The 13279-nt window shown below is 65.3% G+C and carries 14 protein-coding genes and 1 tRNA gene; 9 read left to right on the top strand and 6 right to left on the bottom strand.

All coding sequences use genetic code 11. The features are described 5' to 3' along the window. The first annotated feature begins 2 nt into the window (after positions 1–2). The 6 genes from CLN94_RS04615 to CLN94_RS04595 all read left to right on the top strand — a co-directional run bounded on the left by CLN94_RS04615 (position 3) and on the right by CLN94_RS04595 (position 5647). Positions 3–1334: a glutamine synthetase family protein gene (locus CLN94_RS04615; RefSeq protein ID WP_096431652.1), complete on the top strand. Its 1332-nt coding sequence runs from the start codon at positions 3–5 to the stop codon at positions 1332–1334. 183 nt (positions 1335–1517) lie between these two features. Next, positions 1518–2219: a type 1 glutamine amidotransferase gene (locus tag CLN94_RS04610; RefSeq protein WP_096431650.1), complete on the top strand. Its 702-nt coding sequence runs from the start codon at positions 1518–1520 to the stop codon at positions 2217–2219. A gap of 4 nt (positions 2220–2223) precedes the next feature. Next, positions 2224–3579 carry a glutamine synthetase family protein gene (locus tag CLN94_RS04605; RefSeq protein WP_096431648.1) on the top strand — a complete coding sequence of 452 codons (1356 nt, stop codon included), beginning with the start codon at positions 2224–2226 and terminating at the stop codon, positions 3577–3579. After that, positions 3576–3719, top strand: coding sequence for a hypothetical protein (locus CLN94_RS13925; RefSeq protein ID WP_179300230.1), 144 nt, complete (start codon positions 3576–3578; stop codon positions 3717–3719). The genes CLN94_RS04605 and CLN94_RS13925 overlap by 4 nt, the downstream gene beginning before the upstream one ends. Further along, entirely contained in the window at positions 3716–5017 is a 1302-nt protein-coding gene (locus CLN94_RS04600; RefSeq protein WP_096431646.1) for an NAD(P)/FAD-dependent oxidoreductase, read from the top strand. The genes CLN94_RS13925 and CLN94_RS04600 overlap by 4 nt, the downstream gene beginning before the upstream one ends. 3 nt (positions 5018–5020) lie before the next feature. Further along, positions 5021–5647 carry a LysE family translocator gene (locus CLN94_RS04595; RefSeq protein ID WP_096431644.1) on the top strand — a complete coding sequence of 209 codons (627 nt, stop codon included), beginning with the start codon at positions 5021–5023 and terminating at the stop codon, positions 5645–5647. A 4-nt stretch (positions 5648–5651) separates the two neighbouring features. On the opposite strand, the gene CLN94_RS04590 is transcribed toward CLN94_RS04595, so the two are convergent. After that, positions 5652–6068 carry a CoA-binding protein gene (locus tag CLN94_RS04590; protein ID WP_096431641.1) on the bottom strand — a complete coding sequence of 139 codons (417 nt, stop codon included), beginning with the start codon at positions 6066–6068 and terminating at the stop codon, positions 5652–5654. A gap of 214 nt (positions 6069–6282) precedes the next feature. Further along, complete coding sequence (gene rlmB / locus CLN94_RS04585; RefSeq protein WP_096431639.1) at positions 6283–7065, bottom strand: 23S rRNA (guanosine(2251)-2'-O)-methyltransferase RlmB; 783 nt, start codon at positions 7063–7065, stop codon at positions 6283–6285. A 147-nt stretch (positions 7066–7212) separates the two neighbouring features. On the opposite strand from rlmB, the gene CLN94_RS04580 reads away from it, so the two are divergent. Continuing rightward, positions 7213–7296: transfer RNA gene (locus tag CLN94_RS04580), tRNA-Tyr, on the top strand. Positions 7297–7350: 54 nt separating this feature from the next. Here CLN94_RS04580 and CLN94_RS04575 read toward each other — a convergent pair. Next, a complete protein-coding gene (locus CLN94_RS04575) occupies positions 7351–7761 on the bottom strand; it encodes a hypothetical protein (RefSeq protein WP_096431637.1) in 411 nt (136 codons plus the stop codon). Positions 7762–7853: 92 nt separating this feature from the next. Between CLN94_RS04575 and CLN94_RS04570 the strand changes: the two genes are divergently transcribed. Continuing rightward, positions 7854–8852, top strand: coding sequence for a hypothetical protein (locus CLN94_RS04570; protein ID WP_096431635.1), 999 nt, complete (start codon positions 7854–7856; stop codon positions 8850–8852). Positions 8853–8894: 42 nt separating this feature from the next. On the opposite strand, the gene CLN94_RS04565 is transcribed toward CLN94_RS04570, so the two are convergent. Next, positions 8895–9536 carry an outer membrane protein gene (locus CLN94_RS04565; RefSeq protein WP_179300229.1) on the bottom strand — a complete coding sequence of 214 codons (642 nt, stop codon included), beginning with the start codon at positions 9534–9536 and terminating at the stop codon, positions 8895–8897. Between the two features lie 228 nt (positions 9537–9764). On the opposite strand from CLN94_RS04565, the gene CLN94_RS04560 reads away from it, so the two are divergent. Further along, positions 9765–11048, top strand: a complete 1284-nt coding sequence (locus tag CLN94_RS04560; protein ID WP_096431631.1) for an O-acetylhomoserine aminocarboxypropyltransferase/cysteine synthase family protein — start codon at positions 9765–9767, stop codon at positions 11046–11048. Between the two features lie 64 nt (positions 11049–11112). Here CLN94_RS04560 and CLN94_RS04555 read toward each other — a convergent pair whose 3' ends face one another. After that, entirely contained in the window at positions 11113–11964 is an 852-nt protein-coding gene (locus CLN94_RS04555; protein ID WP_096431629.1) for a hypothetical protein, read from the bottom strand. Further along, complete coding sequence (locus tag CLN94_RS04550; RefSeq protein WP_096431627.1) at positions 11964–13139, bottom strand: hypothetical protein; 1176 nt, start codon at positions 13137–13139, stop codon at positions 11964–11966. The genes CLN94_RS04555 and CLN94_RS04550 overlap by 1 nt, the downstream gene beginning before the upstream one ends. Between the last annotated feature and the right edge of the window lie 140 nt (positions 13140–13279).

Genomic DNA, 13279 nt, shown 5'->3' with positions numbered 1-13279 from the left:
ACATGGACTGGCTCAGAGAGCACCCCGAGGTTAAAACGATCCGCGTTGCCGCCGCTGATCTCAACGGGGTCGCACGCGGCAAACGCATCCCGGCGCGTTTCACGCAGAAACTGCAGGACGAGGGCACGCGCTTTCCCTTTTCGGTGATGAACCTCGACATCTGGGGCGAAGATGTCGAAGACAGCCCGCTGGTCTTTGAAATCGGCGACCCGGACGGGCTCCTGCTGCCGACCGACCGCGGCTTCCTGCCGATGCCCTGGCTGAACGCGCCGACCGCGCTGTTGCCGATCTGGATGTTCCACCTCGATGGCCGCCCCTATATGGGCGATCCGCGTCAGGCGCTGGCGCAGGTGGTCGAACGCTACAAGGTGCTCGGCCTGTCGCCGGTGGTGGCGACCGAGCTTGAATTCTTCCTGATCGACGATTCCGGCAAGATGCCGCGCGTGCCCCCCAGCCCCCGCTCGGGCAAGAGGCGCACCGGCGGCGAAGTGTTGAGCCTGCGCGCGCTGGACGCCTTCGATGTCTTCTTCACCCAGCTCTACGAAGCCTGCGAGGCGATGGATATTCCCGCCGACACCGCGATTTCCGAAGCCGGGCCGGGCCAGTTCGAGATCAACCTGATGCACCAGGCCGATCCGTTGAAGGCCGCCGACGACGCCTGGCTGTTCAAGATGCTGGTGAAGGGGCTGGCGCGCAGCCATGGCTTTGCCGCCTCCTTCATGGCCAAGCCCTATGCCGCCTGGCCCGGCAATGGCATGCACACGCATTTCTCGATCCTCGACAAGAAGGGGTCGAACATCTTCAACGACGGCGGCCCGCGCGGCACAGACCAGTTGCGCCACGCGGTCGGTGGCCTGCTCAAGGCGCTTCCCGGATCGACGCTAATCTTCGCGCCGCACGCGAACAGCTATGATCGGCTCGTGCCCGATGCCCACGCCCCGACCGGCATCGGCTGGGCCTATGAAAACCGCACCGCCGCGATCCGCATCCCCGCCTCGGGCCCCGCCGCACGCCGGATCGAGCATCGCGTGGCCGGGGGCGACGTGAACCCCTATCTGATGATCGCCGCGATCCTCGGCGCCGCCCTGATCGGCCTCGAAGACAAGATCGAGCCGCCCGAGCCCTTCAAGGGCAATGCCTACCAACAGAAACTGCCGCAGCTGCCCGGCACCTGGGGCGCCGCGATCGACGCTTTTGCCGGCTCCGAGGCGATCGCGCGAATCTTCCCGGCCGAGATCGTGCGCAATTTCCAGATGACCAAGCGGCAGGAGCTGCACTACATGGCCGACATGTCGGAACAGGAGCAAAGCGAACTCTATCTCGACACCGTCTAAGGCAAGGGGGCGCTGCCCCCTCTGGCCTGCCGGCCATTCACCCCCAGAGTATTTCCGGCTCGATGAAAAGGCTTTCATTTTGCTGAAAATATCCCGGGGGAGGCCGCAGGCCGGGGGCAGCGCCCCCCTTGCCCGCCCCGCCTCCCGGCGCTAGGCTTTTCCGACCTCATCCAAGAGACATTCATGCTGATCGGCATTCTTCAGACAGGCCAGATGGCCGAAAGCCTTCGCGACAGCCTGGGCGATTACCCCGACATGTTCCGTGCCCTGCTCGCCGAGCGCGGTTTCGAGTTCCGCGACTACCATGTCGAAGCGATGGAGTTTCCCGCCGATGTGCATGACTGCGACGGCTGGCTGATTACCGGCTCGCGCCATGGCGCCTACGAAGACCATCCGTTCATCGCGCCGCTCGAAGAATTCATCCGCCGCGCCTATGCCGAGGCCGTGCCGATGGTCGGCATCTGTTTCGGCCACCAGATCATCGCTCAGGCTCTGGGCGGCAAGGTCGAGAAATTCCCGGGCGGCTGGTCGGTCGGCCCGCAGGACTACGCCTTTGGCGACGAGACGATCCGCCTGAATGCCTGGCACCAGGATCAGGTTGTCGCACGCCCCGAGGGTGCCTGCGTGGTGGGGTCCAGCGATTTTTGTGAGAACGCGGCGCTGATCTATGGTGAGCGCGCCTTTACTGTCCAGGCCCATCCCGAGTTCTCGGATGCGGTGGTCGAGGGGCTGATGGACAGGCGCGGCGCGGGCGTTGTGCCCGATCCGCTGATGGCCGAGGCGCGCACGCGTCTGGGTCAGCCCAATTCCTCGCAGGCGCTGGCGCAGCGCATTGCGAACTTCTTTCTTCAATCCCGCGGGGGCGCTGCCCCGGCCCAAAGGTGATCCCATGTCCGACTGGAAAGACCTGCTCCCCGAAGCCGCCCGCGAGTACATCGCCGGCCGCCGCCTTGACGAAGTGGAATGCATCGTCGCCGATATCGCGGGCGTCGCCCGCGGCAAGGCGATGCCCGCCTCGAAATTCGCCTTTCAGGACCGTTTCTTCCTGCCCAACTCGATCTTTCTGCAGACGATCACCGGCGAGTGGACGGACAATCCGATGGGCGCCTTCACCGAGCCGGACATGATCCTGACCCCGGATTTCTCGACCGCCACCGCCGCACCCTGGACCAACGACTGGACGCTGCAGGTGATCCATGACGTGATGGACCAGCAGGGCAACCCGGTGCCGATCGCGCCGCGCAACGTGCTCAAGCATGTGCTCTCGCTCTACGAGGCCGAGGGCTGGCGCCCGATCGTCGCCCCCGAGATGGAGTTCTTCCTCGTCGCGCGCAACCTTGACCCGAACCAGCCGATCATCCCGCCGATGGGACGCTCGGGTCGGCGCGCGGCCGGCAAACAGGCCTATTCGATGTCGGCGGTCGACGAATACGGCAAGGTGATCGACGATATCTATGACTTCGCCGAGCTGCAGGGCTTCGAGATCGACGGCATCTTGCAAGAAGGCGGCGCCGGTCAGGTCGAGATCAACCTCGCACATGGCGATCCGGTGGCGCTGGCCGACCAGATCTTCTACTTCAAGCGGCTGATCCGCGAGGCGGCGCTGCGCCACGATTGCTTTGCCACCTTCATGGCGAAACCGATCGAAGGCGAGCCGGGCTCGGCGATGCATATCCACCAGTCGGTGGTCTCGACCAAGACCGGCGAAAACATCTTTTCGGATGCCGACGGCGGCGAGACGCCGGCCTTCCTGCATGCGATCGCGGGGCTGCAGAACCACCTTCCAGCGGTGATCGCGCTCTTGGCGCCCTATGTGAACAGCTATCGCCGCTACGTCCCGGATTTCGCGGCGCCGATCAACCTCGAATGGGGCCGCGACAACCGCACGACGGGGCTGCGCGTGCCGATCTCGGGACCCTCGGCGCGGCGCGTGGAAAACCGTCTGGCGGGGATGGATTGCAACCCCTACCTCGGGCTCGCCGCCTCGCTGGCCTGCGTCTATCTGGGCCTCAAGGAGCAGAAGATGCCGCGCCCCGAATGCACGGGCGACGCCTACATGAGCGAGGACGAGTTGCCCTATAATCTCGGCGACGCGCTTGACCTCTTGGCCGATTCCGCGCCCGTGCGCGATGTGCTCGGCCCCGAGTTCTGCAATGTCTACGAGGCGGTCAAGCGCAACGAATACAAGGAGTTCCTGCAGGTCATCAGCCCGTGGGAACGTGAACATCTGCTGCTGAACGTATGAGCCCGGAACTGCGCGTCCTGACGGTTCTCGCGGTGGCGACAGTGCTGCTGGCGGCGCTTGGCGCGGGCATCTTCGTGCTCGCGCGCGGGCAGATGGCGCAGGACGCGGCGCCCGCCGTCATCGCTCCGGAGGACAGATGAACCTGCTTTTCGCCAATGACCGCCGGGGCGAGCATGCGCCCTCCTACTACGCCGCGACCGCCGCGACCGACCGGCGCTGGCCGCAGCTGCGCGGCGCGCATCGCGCGGATGTCTGTATCGTGGGCGGCGGCTTTACCGGGCTGTCGGCGGCGCTGCACGCGGCCGAGCGCGGCCTGCGGGTGATCTTGCTGGAAGCGCACCGGCTGGGCTTTGGCGCCTCGGGGCGCAACGGCGGGCAGGTCGGCTCGGGGCAGCGGCTGGAACAGGACGAGCTGGAAAAGATGTACGGGCTCGAGATGGCCCGGCATCTTTGGAATTTCGGCGAAGAGGCAAAGGCGCTGGTGCGCGGGTTGATCGACCGCCACCAGATGCCCGTTACCTTCCATCCGGGCGTCGCGCATGCCTGCTGGCACGAGGCCGAGGTCGCTCATTCCCACGCCTATGCCGAGAAGCTCGCGCGCGATTACGGCTATGACCAGGTGACACCGCTCGATCGCGCGGCGCTGGCCGAAATCCTGCCCTCGCCGGTCTACAAGGGCGGCGATATCGACCGCGGCGCGGGGCATCTGCACCCCTTGAACTTCGCGCAGGGTCTTGCACTGGCGGCCGAGGCGGCAGGGGCCGAGCTTTATGAAGGCGCGATCGTCCATCATATCCGCCCCGGCCAGCCCGCGAAAATCCAGGCCGCCGAGGGCCATGTCGAGGCCGATCATGTGATCCTGGCGGCCAATGGTTACCTCGGCAACCTCGAACCCCGCGTGGCCCATCGCGTGATGCCGATCAACAATTTTATCGTTGCGACCGCGCCGCTGGGCGATCGCGTGGCCGAAGTTCTGCGCGAAAACGTGGCCGTGGCAGATACGAAATTCGTGGTGAATTACTGGCGTCTCTCCGAGGACAACCGGCTCCTGTTCGGGGGTGGCGAGAGCTATGGCTACCGTTTCCCCGACGTGGTGAAGACCGTGACGAAGCCGATGCTGCAGGTCTATCCGGGCCTCGCCGATGTGCCGATCGACTATGCTTGGGGCGGCACGCTGGCGATCACGATGAACCGGATGCCGGCCTTCATCCGGGCGAAATCCAATATCCTCTCGGCCTCGGGGTTTTCCGGGCACGGGGTGGCGATGGGAACGCTTGCGGGCAAGATCCTCGCCGAGGCCGCCAGCCAGCAGGCCGAGCGTTTCGACCTGATGGCCGGCCTGAACGTACCGGTGTTTCCGGGCGGTTCGATGCTGCGCTGGCCGCTGCTGGTGGCGGCGATGACCTGGTTCTCGATGCGCGACCGGCTGGGGCTCTAGCCGATGGATGCGACGCTGTTTCTGGGATTTCTCGCGGCGACCTTGCTGATCGTGGTGACGCCCGGCCCCTCGGTCGCGCTGGCCTCGGCGCAGGCGGTGCGCTTTGGCAAGGGCGCGGCGATCTCGACGGTGGCGGGCGATGCGCTTGGCTCGGTCGTGCACATCCTGATCGCGGTGTTCAGCCTGCAGACGCTGATTTCGCTGTCGGGGCTGATCCTGCCCTGGCTGCAGATGGCAGGGGGCGGCTTCATCCTCTGGCTCGCCTTTCAGGCGCTGCGCGAGGCCCGCACCCCCGCCACCGAGGCGACCCTCTCAGCCCCGCGCCGCACGACCTTTCTGGCGGGGTTTCTGGCCTGCGTCACCAACCCCAAGGCGATCGTTTTCTTCATGGCGCTGTTTCCGGGGTTCATCTCGCCCGCGCATAGCGTCTGGGGCCAGTCTCTGATCTATGGCGCGATCTTCATCGCACTCGATGCGGGGTTCATCCTTGGCTATGCGCTGATCGCGATGCATGCCTTTCACCGCGCCGCCCCTCCGCGGCTCCGGATCGAGCATGTCAGCGCGCTTGGGCTTCTGGCGGTCGGGGCGCTGCTGATCGTGAGAGGGCTGAACGCCCTGCCCGCAGGCTGACGCCTCAGCCAATCAGGCGCGCGTATTCGATCTTGGGACAGCGATCCATCACCACGGTCTTGCCCGCCGCGCGCGCCTTCTCTGCCGCCGCCTCGTGGATCACGCCAAGCTGCATCCAGATCACGCGCAGCGCCGGCAGATGCGCCAGTGCCGCGTCGACCACCTCGGGCACATGCTCGGAGGCGCGAAAGATATCGACCATGTCGACTGGGATCTCGGGCGGAATATCGGCCAGCGAGGCCCGCACCACCTCGCCCAGCGCCTCCTGCCCGGCAAGGCCCGGATTGACCGGAATAACCCGGTAGCCCTTGGCCTGCAGGAACCGCGCGACCATGTTCGAGGGCCTGCCCGGGTTCGCCGAATAGCCGACCAGTGCGATCACCTTGGTGGTCTCTAGAATCTCGCGCAGATCTGCCGCCATCGGGGCCTCCAAGTCTTGCCACACCGCATCTGGCGCCAGCTTGCAGAAAAAAGCGCCCGAGCCAAGGGCCGGGCGCTAAAGTGGCGGAACGAGGGACAGTGAACATGTGACACGGCGGTTCCGAAGCCGTGCCTGATAACACTGAAATAGGGATGTAAACGCCGTGTTAAAGGGGCGAACGCGAAAAGTCGCGCTTTCGTGACAATTGCTCGCCTTAGCGTGTAGAGGCCGCGTAGAGCGCCACCGCCGCCGCGTTCGACACGTTGAGCGAGCCGAATTCACCCGCGAAGGGGATTTTCACGAGGAAATCCGACAGCTCCTTGGTCTTTTCCCGCATCCCCGGCCCCTCGGCGCCCAGCACCAGAGCAATCGGCGCGGCGCCCGCCGCACTCAGCCCGTCGCGCAGGCTCATCTTGGCCTCGCCATCGAGCCCGATGACCTGAAAGCCCATCGCGCGCAGCTCTTCGATCGCGTCGGCAAGGTTGCGCACCCGCAGATAGGGCTGGCGTTCCAACGCCCCCGAGGCGGTTTTCGCCAGCGCGCCCGTTTCCGGCGCCGAATGGCGCGCCGGCGCGATCACCGCGCGCGCGCCGAACACCTCGGCCGAGCGCAGGATCGCGCCCACGTTATGCGGGTCGGTCACCCGGTCGAGGCACACCACCAAAGGCGCGCCCTGCCCCATCAGACAGACCTCTTCGACACTGCCCCAGTTCAGCGGTTTGACCTCAAGCGCCGCGCCCTGATGCACGGAATCGGTCGCGATCGGCACGTGCTTGTCGAATTTGCGCGGATCGACGATCTCGGGTTCGAGCCCGCCCGCCCCAATCGCCTCGGCCAGCTTGTCGGCGGCATTCTTGGTCAGCACGAGACGCAGCCGCTCGCGCGCAGGGTTCATCAGCGCATCGCGCACCGCATGCAGACCGAACAGCCAGACGGTTTCGGCGGCCGCCGCACGTTTCTGACGCTCTTTCTCGATGACCCAGGCGGGTTTTTTCATGGCAGGCTCCTGTTTCGCCCTTCCTGCGCCGGGCGCGCGCGAGTTGCAAGCCCGAAGGCCCTGTGCGGGGGGCGGGATTTTTCCGCCGGAACTGCGCAAACGGCCCTTGACGCCCCCGAACCGCTTCGATATTTCCCGGCCCACCACGGGTGACGTGCTGCAAGGTGCGGCAGCGGACTGTAACTCCGCCGGGGCGACCCACGCCTGGTTCGATTCCAGGGTCACCCACCACTTCCCTTCGGGAAGTCGCTCAAAAGGCCGCCTTCGGGCGGCCTTTTTGCTGTCTCAGGGCATCAGGATCGCCTTGCGCACATAGTCCATCCGCGCCACCGCCCCATCGTCATAGATGATCTCGACCGAAACCGACTGCACCGATCCCAAGGATTCGATCAGGTAGATATCGGCGCCGGTGATCGCGTTGGGCTGCGCAGTGTCGAGGTGGCAGGGCTCCATCGCGAAAACCGTTTCGGGCGGCGCATCATTCAGCCCGTAGCGGATTTCCGAGAGCCCGCAACGCCAGGCCAGAAGATGCGTGAAATACAACAGGTCCTGCCCCTCGTATTCGCGCAACGCCACCCACGAGCTTTGCGTCGCCTCAAGGATCGGACGTATCTCGGGCGCGGTGGTCATCGGCTGCGCCAGCGCTGGCAGCGCAACAAGCCCCAGAACGGCGGCTAAGCTGAGTGATTTACGCATTTATTCCCCCTTGTTCCCGCGTTTGCCCGCCGTTAATCGAACCAGAGCAAGCTGAAAAGCACGGCGCGAACGACCCGGGGGGCAAGCGAATTATGGCGGCAGGCACGGCCCACAGGCAAGCTTTCAACGTGATCTGCATCGCACAGGCGGGGCGGCTCGAGTATGAAGCGGTGCTGTTCGCGCTGAGCTTTCGCGCCGCCAACCCCGAATTCAAGGGCCGCCTGATCGTGGCCGAACCCTCGGGCGCGCGCTGGCATCAGCCGACGCAGATCTCGGAACCGGTGCGCAAACTGCTCGAAGGCGCGGGCGCCGAGATCCTGCCCTTCGAGAACCGTCATTTCGGCCAGTCCTACCCCTATGGCAACAAGATCGAGGCGCTGCTGGCGCTGCCGCCCGAGCCCTTCATCTTCTTCGACACGGACACCGTCTTTACCGGCCCGCTGAGCGATCTGGAGCTGGATTTTGACCACCCCGCCGCCTCGATGCGCCGCGAAGGCACCTGGCCCGACCCGCCGCTCTATAAGGTCGGCTATACCGAGATCTGGAAATCGCTCTATGACCGCTTCGGGCTGGAGTTCGAAAGCTCGCTCGACCTGTCGCAGCCCGACGAGCATTGGGAGCGGTACCTGTATTTCAACGCCGGCTGGTTCTTTGGCGCCGATGCGCAGGCCTTCGGGCAGCGTTTCCTCGACTATGCGCTCTCGATCCGCAACGACACGCCCGATGAACTGGCGAGCCAGTCGCTCGATCCCTGGCTTGACCAGATCGCGCTGCCGCTGGTGATCCATTCCTTCGGTGGCGGACGTCCCGGGCCGGGCCTTGCCGGGCTCGATGGCGATGTCAGCTGCCATTACCGGGCGCTGCCGCTGATGTATGCGCGCGAAAGCGATGGGGTGCTCGACACGGTCGAGACCCTGCTCGCGCCCAATCCGGTGAAGAAGGTGATGAAGACCTACGAGCCTTTCCGCAAGCTGGTCTATCAGGGCCATGGCCGGAAAAAGATCCGCCCGCTCTTCGACCGCGCCAACCTGCCGCGCCGCGAGCAGATGATCCGCAACCAGATTAAGCGCGCGGGGCTCTGGCTGCGCTAGGCGATCCCGCGCAGCCAGAAATCCTGGATTGATCCCGCCGGATCAGAACTTGTAGCTGGCGCCGATGCGGACCTCGGTGTGGTCGTGCATCTGGTACGAACCGCCACTCGAGTTCGCGATCGCATCGAAGGCGAAATCGTCGAGGGTGGTCTGACGCAGCTCGCCGCGCAGCAGGATCTTGTCGGAATAGGCATGCTCGATGCCGAGGCCGACATAATGCCCGTCCAGATCGTGCTCGAGCGTGGCGGTGTCGATCATCTGATCGACCTTGTACCAGGCCTTGCCTGCGGTCAGGTAGAACATGTTGCGATCTGCGGCATAGCCGATCCGCGCCCCCAGCCCAGCCGAGCGGTTCACGTCGATCCCGTCGAGGATGCCGCCAAGGTCACGGTCGTCGCCCTTCACGCCCGAGGTGGCGACTTCCGCCTCGAGGCCCAGCACCAGGTTGCCGCGCTGCCAGTTATAGCCACCGAACAGGCCAAGGTTGGCACCGTCGATACGCCACTCGCTGGTCACGTTATCGGTATAGGCCGGCGTTTCGCGATCCCAGGCGGAGCCGCCATAGCCAGCGAAAGCGCCAGCATAGAAACCGGTCCAGTTCGCGGCATCCTGAGCCAGAGCCGGGCTAACGGTCAGCGCTCCGAACAGAGCAGAGCCAGCGACGACAAGAGCAGTCAGTTTCATCTTATTCCCCATCAAAATTCATGCGCCTTTATCCCAGTCGTTAACCTTTCGTTAACCCAACAGCAACAGGCGCGCCCGAAATCCGCCAGTTCACGCCCGGGCGTGCTTTGCCGATCACATTCAACGGGTGTTTCCGCCCGAATTTCCCGCGCATGCGCAAAAACGAATGTGATTGAAGGGCTCATGCCCCCTCGCTAGTGTCGCCTCCGATCAATCAGGGAGAGGCTGATGTCCGACTATTCCTTCGACACGCTGCAAATTCACGCGGGCGCTGAGCCCGATCCGGCCACCGGCGCGCGCCAGGTGCCGATCTACCAGACCACGGCCTATGTCTTCAAAGACGCCGATCACGCGGCGCGGCTGTTCAACCTGCAAGAGGTGGGCTGGATCTATTCGCGCCTGACCAACCCGACGGTCTCGAAACTGGCCGAGCGGGTCTGCGCGCTGGAAGGCGGCGTCGGTGCGGTGTGCTGCTCGTCGGGCCATGCGGCGCAGATCATGGCGCTCTTCCCGCTGATGATGCCGGGCTGCAACGTGATCGCCTCGACCCGGCTTTACGGCGGCACGATCACCCAGCTCAGCCAGACCATCAAGCGCTTCGGCTGGGGCGTGAAATTCGTCGATTTCGACGATCTGGCGGCGCTGGAAGCGGCGGTCGACGACAACACCCGCGCGATCTTCTGCGAGTCGATCTCGAACCCGGGCGGCTATATCACCGACATCCCGGCGGTGGCGGGCGTCGCCGACAAGGTCGGCCTGCCGCTGATCGTCGACAACACGCTGGCCTCGCCCTACCTGTGCCGCCCAATCGAGCTGGGCGCGACGCTGGTGGTGCATTCGGCCACCAAATACCTGACCGGCAACGGTACGGTGACCGGCGGCGTGATCGTCGACTCGGGCAAGTTCGACTGGGGCAAATCGGGCAAGTTCCCCTCGCTCGCCGCGCCCGAGCCCGCCTATCATGGCCTGAACTTCTACGAGGCGCTGGGGCCGATGGCCTTCACCTTCCACTCGATCGCGGTGGGGCTGCGCGACCTTGGCATGACGATGAACCCGCAGGGCGCGCATTACACGCTGATGGGCATCGAGACGCTGAGCCTGCGCATGGACAAGCACGTCGCCAACGCGAAGGCCGTGGCCGAATGGCTGGAAAACGACCCGCGCATCGACTTCGTGACCTATGCCGGGCTGGAAAGCTCGCCCTATCACGAGCGCGTCGCGCGGGTCTGCCCGAAAGGCGCAGGCGCGCTGTTCACCGTGGCGGTGAAGGGCGGCTATGAAGCCTGCGTCAAGCTGGTGAACAACCTGAAACTGTTCAGCCATGTGGCGAACCTTGGCGATGCGCGTTCGCTCATCATCCATTCGGCCTCGACGACGCACCGTCAGCTTTCGGAAGAGCAACAGGTCGCCGCTGGCGCCGCGCCGAATGTCGTGCGTCTCTCGATCGGGATCGAGAATGCTGCCGACCTGATCGCCGATCTCGATCAGGCGCTGACCGCCGCGACCGCCTGATCCGGGCCACCAGAACACCGAAAGGCCGCGCAATCTGCGCGGCCTTTTTCCTTATGCGGGTTGGTCAGTTCCCCGCCGCACCCTCGGCCACTGCCATCTCATGCAGGACAATCTCGGCCTTGGGCAGAAGCAGGCTCATCTCGATCTTGCCCTCGCCGCGCGCATCCAGCGTCACCAGCGACAGCGCGCAATTGCCGAACTTCGCACGCCGCAAAACACAGGCCTGCTCCGCCGCGGTGGTCAGCTGGCCCAGCGCCTCGGCCATCTTGCCGGGGCCGACCTCGATCGGATCGAGGGTCACGCGGGTGCGCACGATCTCGGGCTGCGAGCCCGGGTCGGGCAACAGCCCCAGCGGCGCGGTCTCGATGAATTTCAGCGACACGTTCAGCGGATAGCGCCCGGTCGCCGCATCGCGCTTGCCAACCGAGATATCGCGCAGATCGCAACCCTTCGCGAAACTCTCGGGCAAGAGCGCACAGGCCTGCAACCCCACCTTCACCGCCCGCGCCTCCATCAGGATGTCGAGCCATTCCGCCTCGGGCAACGCCTCGCCCTCGGCCAGCACTTCTTCGGGGCTGACCTGAAGGGTAAAGCGCACCATCCGGTGGCGGTCGAAGCTGTCATGCAACATGAAGGCGTCGAAATCATTCGGGCTGACCATCGCCTTGCGCACCGGCGCCCATTCCGGCGCGATCTCGTCGGACATGCGAGTGATCGGCACGCCAGCGGTCGTCGTGACCTGCTGCGAACCCGCGCTGACCGCCTTGGCCAGCCGCCCCACACCCTGCACCGTCGCCCCCAGATCGTCGAGCGCCGCCGCGACCTCGGGCATTTCCTTGAACTTCTGCCAGGCGATATAGCCGCCCCCCGGGATCAGCAGCACCAGGCCGAACACGAGCATCATGGTCCGGAACATCACAGCCCTCCCAGCATCAGAGCGGGGCGCGGATAGGCGCGCAGCGTCTCGAACGAGCCGCCCGCCAGTTCCAGCGCCTTGGCCTCGATCGCGGCCTCGAACCCGGTCAGCCCGTCGCCGATCAGCGCGAGCACCTCGCCGGCCCCGTCCGCAACCTGCACCGACGCCCCGGCCAGCGGTTGCCAGGCGACGCGCGCCTCGGGCGCGGGCAACGGCCCGACCAGCACGGCCACGCCCGAGGCGTAACCGATCCGCGCGCCCTCGGGTTCAATCCCATACTGCGCCACCATCCAGGCCGCCCAGTCGGCCGCCATCGCATCGCGTTCGGCATTCATCCGCTCGAACTCATCCTGCTGCACGGCGCCCGCGCGATAATTCGAATAAAAGAACCCTTCGGGGTCATAGGGATAGGCCTCGCGCCCGCCGCATTGCGCCATCGCGACGCGGCTAAGCACCTCGACCGGAACATCGGCGGGCAGGTTCGCCAGCGCGTCCCCGACCCCGCCCAGAAGCGTCACGCCAGACAGCCGCGCGCCCTCGGCCAGATGCAGGTTCCAGAGCTTGCCGCGCTTGCCCCCCATCAGGAGCAGATGAACAGGCACCTCTTGCGCGGTGATCGCCACGTCGACGGCCTCAAAGCGCCCCCCCGCATCGACATAGCGCTTGGCCGTGCTCCGCAGCGAGCCGGTGCTGCGTTGCGCCTTGATCAGGTCGGCCACCGCTTGGCGGAACGCTTCCTGGTTCCAGCTTTGCAGGCCGATCTCCATCGAGCTTTGCGACACGTCGATCATCGCGACGCGCGCACCTGCGACCGGACGTGCCAGATCGCAATCCTCCTTGAGCGACAACCGCCCCGCGACCTGCGGCGCATCGGCGCGCACCGAGGGCTGCCAGCCCGCGAACACCTCGTCGAGGAACACCGGCATGCCCACGTCGGTCGCGGCAACCGCGTCATCGGCATGCCAGGCAAAATTGCGGAAACTGAGGTGATCGACCGGGCTTCCGATCTGTTCGGCGGCATCGCGCGCCACGATCGCATCCCCGCCCGAGCGGAAAGCCGCCAATGCGAGCCCCGGATTTTCGATCAGCGCGAGCATCCGCTGCCCGGCCCCCGGCACGGCAAAACCGATACCGATCAGCCCCAGAAAGCCATAAACAAAGAATTGCGACCGCATAGCACCATCCACCAAAGACGCAGAGTTTCGGTTTATCGGCAAGTTTCGGCAAGAATCTGTCAAAAACCGGGAATTGTTGGCACAAACTGGACAATCACCTTCACGCGACCGCCTTTTCAGCGCGCCCAAAACCGTCTACG

The sequence above is a fragment of the Pseudothioclava arenosa genome (genome assembly GCF_002358085.1).
Lineage (GTDB): Bacteria > Pseudomonadota > Alphaproteobacteria > Rhodobacterales > Rhodobacteraceae > Pseudothioclava > Pseudothioclava arenosa.
The sequence above is the reverse complement of the archived record's forward strand: the minus strand, read 5'-3'. Positions and strand labels throughout refer to the sequence as shown.

Excerpts from the sequence above, each read along its gene's own strand:
- CLN94_RS04615 (WP_096431652.1), top strand. The coding sequence starts at position 3 with ATGGACTGGCTCAGAGAGCACCCCGAGGTTAAAACGATCCGCGTTGCC.
- CLN94_RS04610 (WP_096431650.1), top strand. The coding sequence starts at position 1,518 with ATGCTGATCGGCATTCTTCAGACAGGCCAGATGGCCGAAAGCCTTCGC.
- CLN94_RS04605 (WP_096431648.1), top strand. The coding sequence starts at position 2,224 with ATGTCCGACTGGAAAGACCTGCTCCCCGAAGCCGCCCGCGAGTACATC.
- CLN94_RS13925 (WP_179300230.1), top strand. The coding sequence starts at position 3,576 with ATGAGCCCGGAACTGCGCGTCCTGACGGTTCTCGCGGTGGCGACAGTG.
- CLN94_RS04600 (WP_096431646.1), top strand. The coding sequence starts at position 3,716 with ATGAACCTGCTTTTCGCCAATGACCGCCGGGGCGAGCATGCGCCCTCC.
- CLN94_RS04595 (WP_096431644.1), top strand. The coding sequence starts at position 5,021 with ATGGATGCGACGCTGTTTCTGGGATTTCTCGCGGCGACCTTGCTGATC.
- CLN94_RS04590 (WP_096431641.1), bottom strand. The coding sequence starts at position 6,068 with ATGGCGGCAGATCTGCGCGAGATTCTAGAGACCACCAAGGTGATCGCA.
- rlmB (WP_096431639.1), bottom strand. The coding sequence starts at position 7,065 with ATGAAAAAACCCGCCTGGGTCATCGAGAAAGAGCGTCAGAAACGTGCG.
- CLN94_RS04575 (WP_096431637.1), bottom strand. The coding sequence starts at position 7,761 with ATGCGTAAATCACTCAGCTTAGCCGCCGTTCTGGGGCTTGTTGCGCTG.
- CLN94_RS04570 (WP_096431635.1), top strand. The coding sequence starts at position 7,854 with ATGGCGGCAGGCACGGCCCACAGGCAAGCTTTCAACGTGATCTGCATC.
- CLN94_RS04565 (WP_179300229.1), bottom strand. The coding sequence starts at position 9,536 with ATGAAACTGACTGCTCTTGTCGTCGCTGGCTCTGCTCTGTTCGGAGCG.
- CLN94_RS04560 (WP_096431631.1), top strand. The coding sequence starts at position 9,765 with ATGTCCGACTATTCCTTCGACACGCTGCAAATTCACGCGGGCGCTGAG.
- CLN94_RS04555 (WP_096431629.1), bottom strand. The coding sequence starts at position 11,964 with ATGTTCCGGACCATGATGCTCGTGTTCGGCCTGGTGCTGCTGATCCCG.
- CLN94_RS04550 (WP_096431627.1), bottom strand. The coding sequence starts at position 13,139 with ATGCGGTCGCAATTCTTTGTTTATGGCTTTCTGGGGCTGATCGGTATC.